17 protein-coding genes are annotated in these 17,403 nt (G+C 74.1%); 11 read left to right on the top strand and 6 right to left on the bottom strand.

Features of this window, described 5'->3' with window-relative positions; genetic code table 11:
- Window positions 1–31: 31 nt before the first annotated feature.
- The 3 genes from rox to FRAEUI1C_RS18330 are packed head-to-tail and all read right to left on the bottom strand — an operon-like array spanning window position 32 to window position 2,386.
- The gene (rox, locus tag FRAEUI1C_RS18340) at window positions 32–1,456 is read right to left on the bottom strand and encodes a rifampin monooxygenase (RefSeq protein ID WP_013424820.1); all 1,425 of its coding nucleotides are present in this window, start codon (window positions 1,454–1,456) and stop codon (window positions 32–34) included.
- Window positions 1,449–1,898, bottom strand: a complete 450-nt coding sequence (locus FRAEUI1C_RS18335; RefSeq protein ID WP_013424819.1) for a hypothetical protein — start codon at window positions 1,896–1,898, stop codon at window positions 1,449–1,451. The genes rox and FRAEUI1C_RS18335 overlap by 8 nt, the downstream gene beginning before the upstream one ends.
- Complete coding sequence (locus FRAEUI1C_RS18330; protein WP_013424818.1) at window positions 1,895–2,386, bottom strand: NUDIX hydrolase; 492 nt, start codon at window positions 2,384–2,386, stop codon at window positions 1,895–1,897. The genes FRAEUI1C_RS18335 and FRAEUI1C_RS18330 overlap by 4 nt, the downstream gene beginning before the upstream one ends.
- 223 nt (window positions 2,387–2,609) lie before the next feature.
- Between FRAEUI1C_RS18330 and FRAEUI1C_RS18325 the strand changes: the two genes are divergently transcribed.
- From FRAEUI1C_RS18325 to FRAEUI1C_RS18310, 4 genes are read left to right on the top strand one after another with little or no spacing between them, the layout of a single operon-like run.
- Window positions 2,610–3,527 (top strand): ABC transporter ATP-binding protein, encoded by a 918-nt coding sequence (locus FRAEUI1C_RS18325; RefSeq protein WP_013424817.1) that lies wholly within the window; start codon window positions 2,610–2,612, stop codon window positions 3,525–3,527.
- Window positions 3,524–4,333 (top strand): ABC transporter permease, encoded by an 810-nt coding sequence (locus tag FRAEUI1C_RS18320; protein WP_013424816.1) that lies wholly within the window; start codon window positions 3,524–3,526, stop codon window positions 4,331–4,333. The genes FRAEUI1C_RS18325 and FRAEUI1C_RS18320 overlap by 4 nt, the downstream gene beginning before the upstream one ends.
- Window positions 4,334–4,346: 13 nt before the next feature.
- Window positions 4,347–5,717, top strand: coding sequence for a sensor histidine kinase (locus FRAEUI1C_RS18315; RefSeq protein WP_049806940.1), 1,371 nt, complete (start codon window positions 4,347–4,349; stop codon window positions 5,715–5,717).
- Window positions 5,714–6,355, top strand: coding sequence for a response regulator (locus tag FRAEUI1C_RS18310; RefSeq protein WP_013424814.1), 642 nt, complete (start codon window positions 5,714–5,716; stop codon window positions 6,353–6,355). The genes FRAEUI1C_RS18315 and FRAEUI1C_RS18310 overlap by 4 nt, the downstream gene beginning before the upstream one ends.
- Before the next feature lie 36 nt (window positions 6,356–6,391).
- Here FRAEUI1C_RS18310 and FRAEUI1C_RS18305 read toward each other — a convergent pair whose 3' ends face one another.
- Window positions 6,392–7,744: an MFS transporter gene (locus FRAEUI1C_RS18305; RefSeq protein ID WP_013424813.1), complete on the bottom strand. Its 1,353-nt coding sequence runs from the start codon at window positions 7,742–7,744 to the stop codon at window positions 6,392–6,394.
- 186 nt (window positions 7,745–7,930) lie between these two features.
- Complete coding sequence (locus FRAEUI1C_RS18300; protein WP_013424812.1) at window positions 7,931–8,680, bottom strand: SHOCT domain-containing protein; 750 nt, start codon at window positions 8,678–8,680, stop codon at window positions 7,931–7,933.
- A 154-nt stretch (window positions 8,681–8,834) separates the two neighbouring features.
- Here FRAEUI1C_RS18300 and FRAEUI1C_RS18295 point away from each other — a divergent pair, with 154 nt between their 5' ends.
- The 7 genes from FRAEUI1C_RS18295 to FRAEUI1C_RS18265 all read left to right on the top strand — a co-directional run bounded on the left by FRAEUI1C_RS18295 (window position 8,835) and on the right by FRAEUI1C_RS18265 (window position 15,948).
- The gene (locus FRAEUI1C_RS18295) at window positions 8,835–9,281 is read left to right on the top strand and encodes a nuclear transport factor 2 family protein (RefSeq protein WP_013424811.1); all 447 of its coding nucleotides are present in this window, start codon (window positions 8,835–8,837) and stop codon (window positions 9,279–9,281) included.
- A 93-nt stretch (window positions 9,282–9,374) separates the two neighbouring features.
- Window positions 9,375–10,112, top strand: a complete 738-nt coding sequence (locus FRAEUI1C_RS18290; RefSeq protein WP_013424810.1) for a VOC family protein — start codon at window positions 9,375–9,377, stop codon at window positions 10,110–10,112.
- A 440-nt stretch (window positions 10,113–10,552) separates the two neighbouring features.
- A complete protein-coding gene (locus FRAEUI1C_RS18285) occupies window positions 10,553–11,359 on the top strand; it encodes a methylenetetrahydrofolate reductase (RefSeq protein ID WP_041261017.1) in 807 nt (268 codons plus the stop codon).
- Window positions 11,360–11,451: 92 nt separating this feature from the next.
- Complete coding sequence (locus FRAEUI1C_RS18280) at window positions 11,452–12,186, top strand: maleylpyruvate isomerase family mycothiol-dependent enzyme (RefSeq protein ID WP_013424808.1); 735 nt, start codon at window positions 11,452–11,454, stop codon at window positions 12,184–12,186.
- Window positions 12,187–12,258: 72 nt separating this feature from the next.
- Complete coding sequence (locus FRAEUI1C_RS18275) at window positions 12,259–13,149, top strand: aldo/keto reductase (protein ID WP_013424807.1); 891 nt, start codon at window positions 12,259–12,261, stop codon at window positions 13,147–13,149.
- Window positions 13,150–13,408: 259 nt separating this feature from the next.
- Entirely contained in the window at window positions 13,409–14,311 is a 903-nt protein-coding gene (locus FRAEUI1C_RS18270) for an aminoglycoside phosphotransferase family protein (RefSeq protein WP_013424806.1), read from the top strand.
- A 314-nt stretch (window positions 14,312–14,625) separates the two neighbouring features.
- Complete coding sequence (locus FRAEUI1C_RS18265) at window positions 14,626–15,948, top strand: hypothetical protein (protein WP_049806939.1); 1,323 nt, start codon at window positions 14,626–14,628, stop codon at window positions 15,946–15,948.
- A gap of 309 nt (window positions 15,949–16,257) precedes the next feature.
- On the opposite strand, the gene FRAEUI1C_RS18260 is transcribed toward FRAEUI1C_RS18265, so the two are convergent.
- The gene (locus tag FRAEUI1C_RS18260) at window positions 16,258–17,403 is read right to left on the bottom strand and encodes a phosphoribosylaminoimidazolecarboxamide formyltransferase (RefSeq protein WP_232425038.1); all 1,146 of its coding nucleotides are present in this window, start codon (window positions 17,401–17,403) and stop codon (window positions 16,258–16,260) included.

Here is a 17,403-nt window from a genome sequence, read left to right as displayed (position 1 = left end):
CCACCCGTCGCCCCACTGGGAGACCTGCCGCTCAGCGGGCCGCGCCGAACCAGGTGGACAGCCGTTCGCCCAGGTCGTCCTGGTCGTCGCCGACCCACGCGACGTGGCCGTCCGGCCGCAGCAGCACGGCGGGTACGTCCAGCTCGTCGCTGACGTCGACGACGTGGTCGACCCGATCCGCCCAGCCGGCCACCGACAGCCGCCCGGTCTGGTCGAGCAGCAGGCCCCGGCCCGCGTGCGTCAACGCGTAGAGACGGCCGCTCCTCAGCGCGATGTCGCGCAGCCGCCGCCCGAGCAGCTCATGACCAGCGCCGAGGTCGTAACGGACCCCGATCCCGGTGATCTTCTCGATCAGGCGGCGGTTCACGGCGTCGAAGTCCATCAGCTCCGCCAGCAGCCGCCGGACCGCCTGGGGGCCCGGCTCCAGCGAGGTCAGCTCGACCTGCGCGCGGGTGTTGTCGAGCACGGCGGCGGCGACCGGGTGGCGTTCGGCGTGGTAGCTGTCCAGCAGCCCCTCGGGCGCCCAGCCGTTGATCTCGGCGGCGAGTTTCCAGCCGAGGTTGAACGCGTCCTGGAGGCCGAGGCTGAGGCCCTGCCCGCCGTTCGGCGGGTGGATGTGCGCCGCGTCGCCGGCCAGCAGCACCCGGCCGGCCCGGTACCGCTCGGCGAGCCTGGTGGCGTCACCGAACCGGGACAGCGACCGCGGCGAGTGCGCGCCGAAGTCGGTGCCGGCCAGGGCCCGGACCTGTGCTTTCAGCTCGTCGAGAGTCGGCGGGACCGTGGGGTCCTCGGCGAGGCCGGCGGCGGGCGCGCCGAGGCGGTACAGCCCGTTCCCGAGGGGCACGGCGCCGAAGTTCTTGTGGGTCTTGTAGACCTCGGTCACGACGGCCATCAGGGTCTGCTCGGGGACGGCGATCTCCACCTCGCCGAGCAGCGTCTCGCGGCGGGCCGGCTCGCCGGGGAACGCGATACCGGCCAGTTTCCGGACCGTGCTGCGGCCGCCGTCGCAGCCGACCAGGTAGCGGGCCGCCAGCCGGGTGCCGTCGGCGAGCTCGGCGGTCACCCGCTCGTCGTTCTGGCTGAGCGCGACGAGTGCGCTGCCCCGGCGCAGGTCGGCGCCCAGGCTGGTGGCGTGCTCGGTCAGCATCCGTTCGACGGACGGCTGCGGGATCCCGAGAAGGTACGGGTGGGCGGTGTCCAGGACGCCCGGCGCCGGCCGGACGAGGCCGGCGAACGAGGTGCGCAGCGGGTGGCGCGTGCCGTGGGGCAGGAGCCGGTCCAGCAGGCCACGGGCGTCGAGCACCTCGACACCGCGGGCGTGCAGGCCGAGCGACCGGGCCCGGCTCGTCGGCACGGCGTCCCGCTCCACGACGACGACGCGCACGCCGTGGAGCCGCAGCTCGGCGGCCAGCATCAGACCGGTCGGCCCGCCCCCGGCGATGATCACGTCAGTCATGGGGCGTGTTCCGGTCCGCCGGGGCGCGTTCGGCCTGGTCGCGCAGCGCGCGCAGCCAGCGCCGCATGACGACACGGTGACCACCGGAACCGATGACCAGGGCGCGGTAGACCCGACCGCGCCAGCCGGGGAACGCGGCGCAGGTCCTGGCCGCGAGGACCGTCCCGCCGTCGCGCGCCGAAAGCCGCCACTCCAGCGTGTAGTCGGAGAACCGGTGATGCCCGGCGAACAGCAGCCGGCGCGGCGGGTCGGACTCGGCGACCGCGAACCCCGGCCGGGGCGCCTCGGGGTCCGAGAGCCGTAGCGCCCGGGTCAGCAGGGCACCGCCGGGCCGTCGCCGCGGCGGCGCGACCAGGACGTCCCAGACGGCGGCGGCCGGCGCGGCGACGAACACGTCGTGCTCGTCGACGAACGGCGGCCCACCCGCCCCCGGCCCGGTCACGCGCCCCCGCCCGGCCCTTCCTCGACGGCCCCGCTCCCGCGGGCGAGGAACCGGTCCACGACGTCGCGGTCGAGGTCGTAGGACAGCAGCCCCGCTGCCTGCTCCGGCGGGAGCCAGCGCAGCTCGTCGACCTCGTCGTTCGGCGTGAACGCACCCCCGGTGACGCGCAGCGCCCAGTACCGCACGACCTTCGTCGCCGGCGGCGAGTCCGCCGACCCGTGCCGGCGGACGGGGTACGTCACGTCACCGAGCAGGACCCCGACCTCGACGGCGAGCCCGGTCTCCTCGTCGACCTCCCGGACCGCCGCCGCCAGCCACGTCTCGTCGCCGTCGACCTTGCCCTTGGGCAGCGACCAGTCGTCATACCTGGGCCGGTGCACGAGCACGATCTCGACGCCCCCGCCCGCCGCCGGCCGCCAGACCACCCCGCCGGCCGCCCGGACCTCGGCGCCGTCCGCGCCGGCCTCGTTTTCTGGTGCCTCGCCCACGACGTCCCCTTCTCCCGGCCCCGCCTCGGCGCGCCGCCAAGGCGGCCGTGCCCTCCCGATCGTGACAGCCCACCCACGAGGGCGCCGCATCGACCGATCGGTGGATGCGCCGCGTCCACCGCACGGCGGCCGGGATGTAGCCGCCGGGGCGATGTGGCACACCCTGCCCTCGCGAGATCGTCAGAGCCGTCCGCACAAGGGCTCGCAGGGAAGGGACGGACCGGTGACGGTTGTCGAGGTGACCCGGCTACGCAAGGCCTACGGGGATCGGGTCGCGGTCCGCGACCTCTCGTTCTCCGTGGCGGAAGGGGAGATCTTCGGCCTGCTCGGGCCGAACGGCGCCGGGAAGACGACGACGGTCGAGTGCGTCGCCGGGCTGCGCACACCCGACGGCGGCGCGGTGCGGGTACTCGGCCACGACCCGGCCCGGGACCGGGCCGCGGTCACGGCCAGCCTCGGTGTCCAGCTGCAGGACAGCGAGCTGCAGCCGAACCTACGGGTCGGTGAGGCGCTGGAGCTGTTCGCCTCCTTCTACCCGCGGCCGGCCGACCCGGGCGAGCTGCTCGACGCCCTCGGCCTCACCGCGCAGGCCGGCACCCGGTTCGGGAAGCTGTCCGGCGGCCAGCGCCAACGGCTCTCGATCGCGTTGGCGCTGGTCGGAACGCCGAAGGTCGCGATCCTCGACGAGCTGACGACCGGCCTGGACCCGGCCGCCCGCCGCGACACCTGGGAGCTCATCGCGGCGGTCCGCGACCGGGGCGTGACGATCCTGCTCGTCACCCACTTCATGGCGGAGGCCGAACGGCTCTGTGACCGGGTCGCCGTCATCGACGCCGGCCAGGTCGTCGCCTGCGACTCGCCGTCGGCGCTGACCGCCCGCCTCGGCACCCGCCAGCGGATCCGCTTCATCCCGTCCGGGCCGCTCGGCGCCGACGAGCTGGCCGTTCTGCCCGGCGTCGAGTCGGTCAGCCGCCACGGCGAGGAGCTGCTCGTCGTCGGCGACGACGACGCGCTGTCGGTCCTCACCGCGCACCTGGCAAGGACAGGGGTTCTCGCGCGGCGGCTGCGGATCGAGCAGCCCAGCCTCGACGACGCCTACCTCGCGCTCACCGCCCGCACCCCGCCGCCGGCCCGGCCATGAACCCCACCGCCGCGACCACCACCGAGGAGAAGGCCATGACGTCGCTCACCGCCACCGTCCCGGCCCGCCGTCACCCGTTCTGGCGGCTGGCCCGCGTCGAGGCGCTGCTGTTCGCCCGGTCCGTCGGCTCGATCCTGTGGACCGCGCTGCTGCCGATCGCGGCGGTCGTCGTGCTCGGCGCCGTGCCCGCGACCCGTCACCCGAGCGCCTCGTTCGACGGCCGCAGCTGGCTGGAGGTGTACCTGCCGATCCTGATGATGTACGTGTTCGTCATGGCGTCGGTGAACTTCCTGCCGGAGGTGCTCGCCGGCTACCGGGAGAAGGGCATCCTGCGCCGCCTGGCGACGACGCCCGTGCCACCGGCGCGGCTGCTCGGCGCGCAGGCGCTGATCTACCTGACGCTCGGCGTCGCCATCGACGTGGTCATCCTCGTGATCGGGATCGGTTTCGGCGCGCCGGCGCCCCGCCAGCCCGTCGGCTTCGCGCTCTCCCTGCTGCTCGTGGCCGCCGCGACCCTGGGGATCGGCCTGCTGATCACCGCGCTCGTCCCGAACAGCCGGGCCGCGAACGCGGCGGGCATGCTGGCCTTCTTCCCGCTGATCTTCTTCGCCGGGCTGTGGATCCCGCGCCCCGAGATGAACCACGTCCTGCGCACGATCAGCGACTACAGCCCGCTCGGCGCCGGGGTCCGCGCGGTCGGGGGCTCGCTGGACGGGCACTGGCCGGCCGCGTCCGCGCTGCTGGTCCTCGTCGGCTGGGCCGCCGTCTGTGGCGCGATCGCGGCGCGCCGCTTCCGCTGGCAGTGACACGATGACCGTCATGAGAGGCGTCCACCTCCCCGAGCGGGCCGTCGGCCCGGGGGCCGCGCTGGGGTGCGGGGCCGCGGGGCAGACCGGCGAGGTGACCTGGCAGGAACGCTCAGACCGCCTCGCCCGGCTGCTGATGCTGCCGATGCTCGCCATCTCGACCCTGCTGGCCGTGATCACGCTGCCGGCCGTGCGCACCCAGCACACCCGGGTCGAGATCGGCGTCGCGGTGGTCGCCGTCGCCGCTCTCTGGTCGACCGGGCTGATCCGCTACCCGGTGACCGGTGTGCCCCCGCGGTCGCGCTGGCTGGTGTTCGGCGTGCACCTCACGCTGGCGGCGACGCTGGTCTGGCTGAACCCCTGGTACGGCGTCTTCGCGTTCACCGGCTACTTCCTCGCCGACGAGCTGGGCGGCCACGCCCGGCGGGTCGGGTTCGTCGCCGTCGCGCTCGTGTCGGCAGCCTCCCAGGCCGCCGGCTACCCGAACGGCTCGAACGCCCACACCGTCACCTACCTGATCATGGCGGCGTTCAACGTCGTCGCCGTGCTCCTCATGGTCAACCTGACCAACCGCGTCATGGAACAGAACACCGAACGCGGCCGGATGATCGCCGAGCTGGCCGAGACGAACCGCCAGCTCCAGGCGTCGATGGACGAGAACGCCGGCCTGCACGCGCAGCTGCTGACCCAGGCCCGCGAGGCCGGCGTCGCCGAGGAACGCGGCCGGCTCGCCGGCGAGATCCACGACACCCTCGCCCAGGGCCTCGCCGGGATCCTCACCCAGCTGGAGGCGGCGCGGCGCGCGCACGCCGACCCGGCCGAGTGGTCCCGCCACATCGAGCTCGCCGACGGGCTCGCCCGCGCGAACCTCACCGAGGCCCGCCGCTCGGTGCGGGCGCTGCGCCCCGAGCAGCTCGAGCAGGCCAGCCTGTCCGACGCGCTCGCCGACCTCGCCCGGGACTGGTCACGGCGCACCCAGGTCCCCGCCGAGGCCGTGACCACGGGCGTGCCGGTCCGGGCCCCCGCGGAGACGGAGATGGCGGTGTTCCGCATCGCGCAGGAGGCACTCGCGAACGTGGCCAGGCACGCCCACGCCACCCGCGCCCGAGTCACGCTCAGCTACCTTGACGACACGCTTCTGCTGGACGTCGCCGACGACGGGGCCGGCTTCCATCCGGGCGCGGGCGCGCCGCCGGCCCGGTTCGGCGTGACCGGGATGCGCCGGCGCGCCGAGTCCGTCGCGGGGACGCTGAGCATCGAGTCCGCGCCCGGCGACGGCACCACCGTCAACGCCGTGTTCCCGCTGACGCCGACACCGGCCGAGGCGACACCGGGCACCGGGGGAGCGGCACGCGAGACGGCGTCGGTAGAGGTGGCCCGGTGAGCCGCGCCCAGGCGGGGCCGATCCGGCTGCTGATCGTCGACGACCATCCGATCGTGCGCGACGGCCTGCGGGGCGTGTTCGCCGGCGACCCGGACTTCGAGGTCGTCGCCGAGGCCGCCGACGGCCTTGATGCCGTCCGGGTCGCCGAGACCGTCGAGGTCGACGTGATCCTCATGGACCTGCGGATGCCCGGGACCAGCGGCGTCGAGGCGATCACCCGGCTGCGCGAACGCAACCATCCGGCCCGGGTGCTGGTCCTGACGACCTTCGACACCGACCGTGACGTCGTCGCCGCGATCGAGGCGGGCGCCACCGGCTACCTGCTCAAGGACGCGCGGCGCGACGAGCTGATCCGGGCGGTCCGCGCCGCCGACGCCGGCCAGCCGGTGCTCGCCCCGTCGGTCGCGGGCACCCTGATGGGCCGGGTCGGCGCCCGCGAACCCGGCGGTCTGAGCCCCCGCGAGCTCGACGTGCTGCGCCTCGTCGCGGCCGGCGCCACGAACCAGGCCGCCGCCCGCGCGCTGCTCGTCAGCGAGGCCACGATCAAGACCCACCTGATCCACCTGTACAACAAGCTCGGGGTCCGCGACCGCGCGGCCGCCGTGGCGGTCGCCTACCAGCGCGGCATCCTCGGCTGACCCTCACCGCCGGCTGGCCGAGGGCGGCGGTGAGGGTCAGGCGCCGAGGCCGGTCTCGACCCGGTCCTCCGGCCGCGTCGGCGCCGGCACGGCGTCGGCCACCTGCGCCGCCGTGAGGGTCGCGGCGGTGTCGTAGCGCCAGAACGGCCGGACCGCGACGGCGGCGATCAGCACGAGGACGACGCAGAGGATCGCCGAACCCGACCAGGCGATGGTGAGCGTCGTCGCCGCGGCCATCGCGCCCGCCCGCAGGTCTCCCAGCCGCGGGCCGCCCGCGACGACGACGGTGAACACGCCCTGCAACCGGCCCCGCATGTTGTCGGGCACGTAGGTCTGCAGGATCGTCTGCCGGCACACCGCGCTGACCAGGTCCGCGGCGCCCGCGCACGCGAGCAGCACGATCGCCAGCCAGTACACGTGGGCGAACCCGGCGAGGCTGATCGCGGCGGCCCAGCCGAGGACCGCGACGGTCAGGACGACGCCCTGGCGGCGGACCCGGCCGATCCACCCGCTGCTCAGCCCGGCGAGCACCGACCCGAGCGCGATCGCCGAGTACAGCAGGCCGACGCCGCCGTGGAACCGGGTCGCGGCCGCCTGTGGGAACAGTGCCCGCGGCATCGCCAGCACCATCGCGACGATGTCGACCAGGAACGACATCAGCAGCACCGGGTTCCCGCCGATGAACCGCAGCCCGTCGAGCACGGACCGCAGCCCAGGCCGCCCCGCCGACACCGTCGGGCGCAGCGACGGCAGCCGGAACGTCGAGTAGAGCGCGGCGGTGAACAGGACCGCGTCGGCGGCGTAGGCGTAGCTGAACCCGTGGTCGAACCCGAGCAACAGACCGGCGACGAGCGGCCCGATCACCGCCCCGGCGGTGAACGCCGTGTAGTTCAACGAGTTGGCCGCGGGGACCAGCTCGACCGGGACAAGCGCGGGGACCACGGCACCCCTTGTGGACGACGACACGGCGAAACCGGCCGCCTGGACCGCGACGAGGCTGAGGATCAGCGCGACGGACCGCACGCCCAGCAGGCTCTGCGTCAGCAGCGCGAGGGTCACCGCCCAGGTCAGCAGCGACGACGACAGGTAGAGGGTCCGCCGGTCGACCGCGTCGGCGACCGCCCCGCCGTACAGGCCGAACACGACCATCGGGACCAGCCCGACCAGCCCCGTCAGGCCGACCGCGAACGACGAGCCCGAGATGTCGTAGATCTGGACCGGGGCGGCGACCTCCGTGACCATCGTCCCGATGATCGCGGTCCCCTGCCCGAGGAAGGTCCGGCGGAACGCGGGGATCGCCAGCGGCCGGGTGTCGACCGCGAGCCCGCGCAGCCGCCCGCGCAGCCCGCCGCGGGTGGGTTCCGGGTCCGGCGACTCCGCCGAGGTCATGAGGCCGCGGCGCCGGGCGCCGTCCCACCGTTCGACGAGACCGGCCGCGGGCTGGTCACGGGCCGGTCAGGACCCGGCGAGTCGTCTCTCATGCCCCCACGGTGCCTGGAAACCCGGCCGCGTGGGGCGCCCGCATGGCCTTGGTCTCGAAGCCTTGGTCTCGAACGACCGCCCGCCGGGTGGCGGTTACAGGCGGGCGAGCAGCTCAGCCTTCTTCGCGGCGAACTCCTCGTCGGTCAGGACGCCACGCTGGTGCAGGTCGCCGAGCCGGTCGAGGGTCGCGAGCACCGCGTCGGCGTCGGACACCGGCGCGGAGGCCGCCAGGGCGGGCGGCATGGCGGGCTCGGGCGCCGCCGCGGCCCGTGCCGCGGCTGGGGCTGCCAGCGGCAGGCTTTCCACGGTGAAGGTGCCGTGCTGGCTGGTGAACGACAAGGTGCCCGGTACCGCGCCCTGCTGCTGTTGCACGCCGCCGATGACATGGTCGAGCGTGTCGTGGACGCGGACAGGCCCGCCGCCGCTCTGCACGGCCAGCCGCCTGGCCTGGGGGAACACGGCGTACCGGGAGTCGTTCTGGCCGCCGCTGGACCCGGGCCGGCCCAGCTCGCCAGGCCACCAGGACTCCAGGTTGGCCTGGTGGATTGGGCCCGCCTCCGGAGCCGGTGCGTACAGCGGGGCCGCGGCGAGCTGGCTCGCGAGCTCACTGGCGAGGCCGCTGACCAGCGCCTGCAGGCGCTGGTTGAACATGTCGGCGACCATGGTCATGCCGCCAGCCATCCACTGCCCGCGCCCGCCGAACTCCGGGTGGGAGAACTGGGCCATGGTGCCGTTGCCGAGCCGGACCGCCTCCAGCATGGCGCGCACCGCGTCGGCGCTGACTCCGTATCTGGCGGAGAGATCCGCGACCACCTGCTCGCCCTGGCTCGTCAGCTTGCGCACAGGTGCTTCCCCTCACGGCTCGGACGCCTTCCACCGTCAAGGCTAGGTCCCTCCCGTAGATCATCTAGGCGAACGCCCGGGGGAGTAGAGGAACGAACCCGAGACCTGCGCGATTTCTTGACTGAGTGCAAATTTTTTCGGCAAGCTGGTCGCCATGACCACAAGCAAGCTGAGCCTCGACGAGCGTGTGCGGCTACTGGAGGACCGGGCGGAGATCACGCAGAGCCTGGTCGACTACGGCGAGCTGCTCGACACCCGTGACCTGGATGCCTGGGCCGAGCTGTGGGCCGAGGACGGCGAGTTCGAGATGAGCACGGGCCGGGTCGCCCGGGGCCGGGCCGCGATCAAGGACATGCTCGCCAGCGTGATGGCGAAGAACCCGCCGGCCGTCGTCCACATGGAGATGAACCCGCGGATCACCCTCGACGGCGACACCGCCAGCTCCACGATGCTCTACGGCGTCGGCCGGACCCAGGACGACGGCCTGACCCGCGTCGTCTGGTTCGGCCACCACCACAGCCGCCACGTCCGCACCCCGGACGGCTGGAAGATCCAGTACCGCCGCAACACCGTCGACCTCCCGGAGACCGGCCACCCCTGAGCGCCCACTACAGCCATGCGAGGGCGAAAACGGCGATCAAGCCGGCCTCGGGACGAGGCGAACCCGGTCGGAGGCGGCACTAGGGTCGAGGGCATGGCGCTGCGGCTGGTGCAGGTGAACGTCAAGGCCCGCGATGACGCGGCGCTCGGCCGGTTCTGGGCAGCGGCGCTTGGCTGGGGCATGTCCAGCGAAGGACCCGGGGTGACCAACCTCGAACCCCTGGGGTTCACCTGGCCGAACCCTGAGGCGGTCTGCGTCGATGTCGTCACGGTCCCGGACCCCGAGACGGTGAACTACCGCGTGCACCTCGATCTCGCGACCACCTCCGCCACCCATCAGACGGAGCTGGTCGCCCGCCTGCGGGAGCTCGGCGCGACGCCCGCCGACATAGGCCAGGGCGACGTCCCGTGGACGGTCCTGACCGACCCCGAGGGCAACGTGTTCTGCGTGCTGGAACCTCGGGAGATCTACCGGGACACCGGTCCGATCGCCGCGGTGGTGGTCGACTGCGCGGATCCGCGTGCCCTGGCCCGATTCTGGGGTGAGGCGGTCGACTGGACCGTGCACGAGATCACCGACGCCCACGCCCGGCTGCGCGCCGCCCAGGGCGTCGGCCCCTATCTGGAGTTCCTCCGCACGCCGGCTGCGCGGACCTGGAAGGGACGCGTTCACCTCGACGTGCTGCCTTACCCCGGCGACGACCAGACGGCGGACGTAGCCCGACTGACAGCCCTCGGCGCGACGCCCGCCGACGTCGGGCAGGGCGACGTCCCGTGGACAGTCCTGGCCGATCCGGAGGGCAACGACTTCTGCGTCCTCACCCGGACCTGAGAACGACTCCTCCGGCCGGAGCGGAAGGCCGGCCCGACGCGGTGATCGCCGTTTTCGCCCTCTGGTGGTCGTGAATCGGGTCTTCCCACAACCATGCGAGGGCCAAGACGGCGATCATGCCGATGGCGGCACCGATGTTCCCGGGCGGAGATCCCACCCCAGACGCGGGCGGTCACCGGGGCGGTCTCCGCGGTGACGGTGGCCATCAGCGCGTGCCCCGCGTCCGTGGGCCGGATGTGCGGGCCCTGCGTGACGAGCAGTCCCTTGGCCAGCAGCTCGTCGACAGTGGCGCGGATGTCGGCCGGATCGGCCTTGAGGGACCCGTGAACCCGTCCGGGCCCGGCGCGGGGAACAGCCACGGGCCGCCTGCACCGGCAGTCGCTGCCCGGCTCGCCGTGGCCGTGGCCGGTGGGCGGATCGTGGCGCCTTATCCTGTCCGGGTGCAGGAATCCACGGCGGGTCACGAACGTCCGGAGCGCGGCTTCGAGCTGATCTGCGAGATCGAGCCGCCGACCCGGCCGGACCTGACCCACGCCCGACACCAGATCGGCGTCCTGAGCCCCGTCACCGACGCGTTCCTGATTCCCGACAACCACATCGGACGCGCGACGGTGTCGAGCATCGCCGTCGCCCACGAGGTGGCGACGATGGGCGGGCGCAGCATCGCGTGCGTGAACTCCCGCGACCGCAACCTGCTCGGCTTCCGCCGCGACCTGCTCACCGCCGCTGCCTACGGCGTCGAGGAGTTCCTGTTCGTCCACGGCGACAAACCCACCGCCGGGAACCGGACCAGCGACCTGACCGTGCGCGCGATGATGGACGAGGCCCGCGCGGCCAGCGCCGACCCGGTGTTCGCGGACACGCCGGCGTTCCGGGTCGGCGCCGCGGCCGGCCTGCGTCCACTGCCCACCTGGAAACGAGCGGCCGACTTCCTGTTCGTGCAGGTCAGCTACTCGGTGGACGCCCTGCTGCGCTGGCGCGACGCCCATCCGGTCGAACTACCGGTCTACGCGGGCGTCATGGTCCTCGCGAGCGCCGGGATGGCCCGCCGCCTCGCCGCGACCATCCCCGACATCGACATCCCCGACGACCTCGTCCAGGCGGTCGAACGGGACCGGGCGGCCGGGGTCGAAGCGGCCTGCGACCAGGTGCTGCGGCTGCGCGACAGCGGCGCCTTCGCCGGTGTGCACCTCGTCCCGGTCAGCCGCTACCGCCAGGTCGCGACCCGGCTTGAGGACCTTCTCTAACCGCCCGGGCCTTGCGACATCTCGCGTCGGGCCCGTCGAGTCCGGCTGGCCCGCGGCGTGTCCGGATGCCTGATCGGCGTACGGTGCCAGTCGTGGACCACGCTGCCGCTCTGGTGGAGCAGAACGACCTGTTCGCCGATCTGCTCGGCGACGCCGATCTGGCCACGCCGGTTCCGACCTGCCCGGGCTGGGACCTGACCCAGTTGATGCGCCACGTCGGGCGTGGTCATCGCTGGGCCGCGGCGATGGTCGAGGCACGGGCCGTCGACATCATCGACCCACGCACGGTCGCGGGCGGCAAGCCACCGGCCGACGGCGCGGTGGCCTGGCTGCGTGAGAGCCCGGCGCTGCTGCTCGACGCGGTCGCCGTCGATCCCGACGCGCCGGTGTGGACGTTCACCGGCCCGCGGCCGGCCCACTGGTGGGTCCGGCGACGGCTCTACGAGGCGGTCGTCCACCGCGTCGACGCCGCCCTCGCGCTGGGAACGGGCTACACCGTCGAGCCGGCGCTCGCGGCGGACGGGGTGTCCGAATGGCTCGGCCTTCTCGCCGCCCGCCCCGACGGCACCGCCCTGCGCGACGGCGCCACGCTGCACCTGCACGCGACCGACGGCGGCCTCGGCTCCGACGGGGAATGGACGGTTCGTGGCGGGCCGGGCGGGATCACCTGGGACCACGGCCACGGCAAGGGCGACACCGCCGTCCGCGCGGCCGCGGCCGACCTGCTGCTCGCGCTGCTGCGCCGCCTGCCCGCCGACGACGGCTCGTTGGAGATCGTCGGCGATGACGGCCTCTGGACCGGCTGGCTCGCCAACACCGCCTTCTGAGCGCGCGGCCCAGGGGAGGCCGGCTCGGATCCTGTGCGACGACGGCTACCGCGACCCTTGGGAGGCCCATCGATGACCGCCAGCGTCGACGCGTCGGCGGCCGGATCCTGGCGCCTCGGCGATCTGACCGTGCACCGCCTCGGCTTCGGGGCCATGCGCCTGACGGGCAGCGCGCCGTTCGACCTCGGCACACCGAGCGACCGGGACACCGCCATCAAGGTCCTGCGGCTCGCCCGGGAACTCGGTGTGAACCACATCGACACCGCGGCGTTCTACTTCTCCTCGCTCCGCTCGGCGAACGAGCTGATCCACACGGCGCTGTCGCCCTACCAGGACGACCTGGTCATCGCGACGAAGGTCGGCGGCGGCCGCCACCCGTGGGGCGAGTGGTACACGGCGACCCCGGCCCAGCTGCGCGGGCTGGTCGAGGAGAACCTCCGCCAGCTCGGCCGCGACCACCTCGACGTGGTGAACTTCCGCCGGTCCTCGCAGGAGTCGATCGCCGAGCACGTCGGCGCACTCGCGCAGCTGCGCGACGCCGGGCTCATCCGTCACATCGGCGTCTCCAACGTGACCGTCGAGCACCTCGCCGAGGCGCGGGCGATCACCCCGGTGGTCTGTGTCCAGAACCTCTACGGCCTGGAGGTCCGGGACAGCGAGGACGTCCTGCGCCGCTGCGCCCAGCTGGGCATCGCGTTCGTGCCGTTCTTCTCGATAGCCGGCGCTCGCGGCCCGGCCGGTGCCAGGGCGGCCGGCGGTGACAACGAGGCGGTGCGCCGGGTCGCCGCGACCCACGGCGTGTCCACGGCCCAGGTCAGGATCGCCTGGACGCTGGCGCAGGGACCGCACGTGCTCGCCATCCCGGGAACGGGAGACCCCGGGCATCTCCAGGAGAACGTCGCCGCCGCGGGCCTGCGGCTCACCGCGGCCGAGCTGGAGCTGCTGGCCGCCCCGAGGCCCTGACGTCACGACACGCCATCTGCATCCCGGCGCGCGGCAGCCGCCTGCCTTGATCGCCGATTCGGCCCTCAGATGGCTGTGTTGACGGCCCGGGATTCGGGTGCGTGTCACCAGCCGCAAAGTAGCTCTGAGTGACATCTCGAACGCTCGGCCCGTTTGGGTGATTGGCGTCTAACCTGCCGTGATCGTCCAGTTAGGGTGGCCGGCGTGCGGCTGGAGTGGACTCCGGAGCAGCTGATCGACCGCACCCTTGGAGACCCTGTTGACCCCCGCCGCGCCGATCCCCGAGGACCTGCACCGCTGGGCCGAGCAGCACCTGCCCGGCGCCACCCGGGCCACCGACACCTCCTGGCCGCGCGGCACCTCCCAGGTCTGGCGCGTGGACGGCGAGAGCACCAGCGTCTATGCCAAGATCAGCCCCTCACGCCGCGCCTTCGAGCGGGAGATCCACGCCCACCGCCACGCCAGGGCGGCACTGCCCCCCACCGCGGCCCCCCGCCTGATCGCCTACGACACCCGCACCCTCGCCCTGCTGACCACCGCGGTCCCCGGCGCCGTGGTGCGCGGGCTGCCGCTGGACCCCGATATCGAGACCCGGGTCCACCACCTGGGCGGCACCCTGCTGCGGGGCTGGCACGACCACCCCGAGACTGCACCCGAGGGCGCCCGGAAGGAGGTCACCGCCTCGATGACCGCACAGGCGGCCGAGGCGGCACTGTGCCTGAAGGCCACCGAGGAACTGCTGCACCCCGACGAGCGGGAACTGGTCGCCGAGGTCGCCCACGACCTGGTCGCCCTGGCCGCCGGCCTCCCGCTGGTCTACCTCCACGGCGACGCCGCACCGCGCAACTGGCTCTGGGACCAGGTCACCACCACCCTGGCCCTGATCGACTTCGAGACCGCCGAACACGGCCTCGCCGTCCAGGACATGATCTGGCTCCGCGGCGCCCTGTGGCCCAGCCAGCCGCACCTGCGCGAGGCGTACCTCGACGGCTACGGCCGCCCCCTGACCGACGATGAGCAGCGGCTGCTGCTCCTGCTGACCGCCCGGCTGGCCGTGTCCTACCTGACCACCGGCCTGCGCAACCAGGACCAGATCCTCATCGACCGCGGTCGCACCGCGCTCGGCGACCTGGTCCGCACCCGCCGGTGCGCGTCGGCCTGACGTGCCCGTGATCGTAGGCGCAGCCATAGTCCCAGCAGCGCCGACACATGACCGACGACCGCGACGATCGCCGCGACCTCGACTGGTCGGGCCCTGGCCGCCGTGCGGTCCGCAGCGCGGCTGAAAGCTGCTCCCCCGGTCCAGATTCTGACGCCCGAGAATCGAAGCTTATCGCGCGTCAGACTTTTCGTCTCCCGATCAATAGCGTTTCGTTCCGTCGTAGCGTTTCGTCTCTGCTACGGTCTGGACGTTACGAAACTGGTGGAGGGGGCGCGAAGGTGGAAGCGGCGGCGACACGGGACAACAGTGGGGATTTGGGGGCGGAGGTCGGGGGAGAGTTCGGTCAGGCGGCCGGCGTCACTGACGACGCCGGCCGTCTCGTCGCGCTCCGGGACGCGTCGGACGGGGTGCCCGGGGCGGTGTGTGGCTATCCGGGGTGTGGGCGGCCGTGCGCGCCGGCGGACGGGCCCGGCCGGCCGCCCGCGTACTGCGACGACCCGGCGCACACCCGGCTGTCGGCCTACCGCCGCCGCCGCGAGATCGCCGCGCTGACCGCGGCCGACGGCGGGCCGGAGGCAGGTGACGGCCCGCGCCGGACCGCCGGAGGGGGCGTGCCGGCCAGCCGTGCGCCCGGGCGGTCCGAGACCCGGCCGGTGGCGGTGGCCCGGCTGCGCGCCGACGAGCTCGCCGCCCACGTCGGGACGCTGGCCGCCGATCTCGGCCGGACGCTGGAGGCGTTCACCGCGACGCTGGGCCGGCTGGGTGACGTCGCCGCGGCGGAGACGCAGGTGGAGGCGGCCGAGGCGGACGCGGCCCGCCGGGTGGGTGAGGCGACCGCCCGCGCGGTCCGCGCCGAGGCGGCGGCCCGGGAGCAGACCGTGGCGCGGGCGGACGCGGAGGCGGTCACCGCGGAGGCGACCGCCGCGCTCGACGAGCTGGAACGACGCCTCGCTGTGGCCGACGCCGCGGCGCTCGCCGCCCGGGAGGCCGCGGGAGAGGCCGAACGCCGGGCCGCCGAGGAGATCGCCCAGATCCGCGCCCAGGCGGCGGCGGAGGTCGAAACGGCCAGGGCCCAGGCCCGGGCCGAGGTCGCGACCGCGCGGGCCGAGGCCGACGAGCGGGCCGAGTCGGCGCGCGCGGACGCGGCGGCCCGGCTGGCGACGATCCGGGCGACCGCGGAACGGGAGATGGCGACGTTGCGCGGTCAGCTCGCCGCGGCGAACGCCGAGCTCGGTGGCGCCCGCCGTGACGCCGCGTCGGCGGCCGAGGCGCAGGCGGAGCTGCGCGCCGAGCTGACCGCGTTGCGGGAGGCGGCGTCGGCGGACCGGGCTGGTGCCGCGGCCACCCTCGACCGGGTCCGGGCCGAGGCGGCGGCCGAGGCCGACCGGCTGCGCCGGGAGACCGCCGACGAGCTCGGCCGGGGCCGGGAGGAGCTGGCCAGGGTGCGGGCCGCGGCGGACACCGAGGTCGGCCGGATCCGGGCCGAGGCGGCGACGGCGCGGGAGGCCGACCGGGCGGCGGCCGAGGAGCGGATGGCGGTGCTGGCCGAGGCCCGCGCCGACGCCCGGTCCCGCGCCGAACGCGCCGAACGCCACGCCGACGCGCTCGCCGCCCAGCTCGCCCAGACCGCCGGCTGACGCCGGCCCCGCTCGCCTTCGGCGTCCCCATGATCGCCGTTTCGGCCCTCTGGTGGTCGTCGCCGAGCATGTTTCGCGGCCACCCCAGGGCGAAAACGGGGATCAAGGGGGCCGCCGAGCCGCTGACGGCCGCGGCGCTGAGCCTTCCGCTCCCCCACACGCCCGATGATCATGAAGCCTGGTCCCGGCTGGCAACCGGCCTGGGCCGATCACGTCCGTGATCGGGGTAGCCAGAGCTACCCCGATCACGGCGTGCCGGGAGCGGCGGAACGCGGCGCGCGGCGTTGGCAAGGTCAGTGGCGGAAAAGGTCAGTGGCGGAACAGGCGCAGGCCTGTGTGGATGAGCGCGATCCCCCGGTCCTGGCAGGCGGCGGCGACGTCGGCCGAGCGGGTGGACCCGCCGGGTTCGGCGATGTAGCGGACGCCGTGGCGGTGGGCGTGGTCGATGTTGTCCGGGAACGGCAGGGCACCGTCGGAGGCGAGCGCGACCTGGTCGAGCTGGCGCAGCCAGCGTGCGCGATCGGCGCCGGTCAGCGGTACCGGGCCGGTGCCGTCCTCACGCATGGCGGGGTCCGCGTCGAGGTAGCTGATCTGGTCGTTGATCCGGTCCTGGATCTTCCGGTCGCCGCCGGTGGTCAGCGCCTGGACGCGGGGGTGGCGGCGCAGCCACCAGGTGTCGGTCTTCGCGCCGGCGAGGCGGACACCGTCGACGCGGGACTGCTGGCCCGCGCCGACTCCGAGGGTCATCCCGTCGCGGACGTAGGCGACCGAGTTCGACTGGGTGTGGCGGACCACGATCAGGCCGAGGAGCAGGTCGTCGCGCGCGCCGTCGGGCACCGTCCCCACCTGGACGTCGGCGAGCGTCGTCCGGTCCAGGACGGCGTCGTCCCGTGGCTGGACGAAACGCAGCCCGCACACGTCGCGGACCTCCTGGGTGGGTGGCTGGTAGGCCGGGTCGGCTTCGAGGACGACGAACGCGCCGTTCTTCTTCGCGGACAGCGTCGCCACGGTGCCCGGTTCGTAGCCGGGCGCGACGATCCCGTCGCAGACCAGCCGCCGCAACAGGTCGGCCAGCTCGGCGTCGACCGGCGCGGAGACCGCGGCGAAGTCACCGTAGGAGCTCTTCGGGTCGGTGTCGCGGGCCCGCACATAGGCGCTGGTCAGCGCCCCGGCCGGCCCTGGGCCCAGCCTGTAGGACTCGGTCATGGCCGCGTCGAGGGCTCCGGCCAGCGCGGCTCCGGCCGGTGAGACGTGCTTGAACGAGGCGGCGGCGGGCCGGCCGAGGGCCCCGGCCGCCTCGCGGACGAGCTGCCAGCCACCGAGCGCGTCCAGCATGTTGATGTAGGAGGGCTCGCCGTGCAGGACCCGGACGGGTGCGGTGCCGTCGAGGGGTTCGACCGTCGCCGGCCGCTGATGGGGGTTCATGCCGTACCGCAGGTTCATCGCCCACCTCAC

The sequence above is a fragment of the Pseudofrankia inefficax genome, from assembly GCF_000166135.1.
Lineage (GTDB): Bacteria > Actinomycetota > Actinomycetes > Frankiales > Frankiaceae > Pseudofrankia > Pseudofrankia inefficax.
This window is presented reverse-complemented; position numbering and strand designations above follow the sequence as displayed.

Coding starts and splice junctions, on each gene's coding strand:
- rox (WP_013424820.1), bottom strand. CDS start 1,456: ATGACTGACGTGATCATCGCCGGGGGCGGGCCGACCGGTCTGATGCTG.
- FRAEUI1C_RS18320 (WP_013424816.1), top strand. CDS start 3,524: ATGAACCCCACCGCCGCGACCACCACCGAGGAGAAGGCCATGACGTCG.
- FRAEUI1C_RS18315 (WP_049806940.1), top strand. CDS start 4,347: ATGAGAGGCGTCCACCTCCCCGAGCGGGCCGTCGGCCCGGGGGCCGCG.
- FRAEUI1C_RS18305 (WP_013424813.1), bottom strand. CDS start 7,744: ATGACCTCGGCGGAGTCGCCGGACCCGGAACCCACCCGCGGCGGGCTG.
- FRAEUI1C_RS18295 (WP_013424811.1), top strand. CDS start 8,835: ATGACCACAAGCAAGCTGAGCCTCGACGAGCGTGTGCGGCTACTGGAG.
- FRAEUI1C_RS18290 (WP_013424810.1), top strand. CDS start 9,375: ATGGCGCTGCGGCTGGTGCAGGTGAACGTCAAGGCCCGCGATGACGCG.
- FRAEUI1C_RS18275 (WP_013424807.1), top strand. CDS start 12,259: ATGACCGCCAGCGTCGACGCGTCGGCGGCCGGATCCTGGCGCCTCGGC.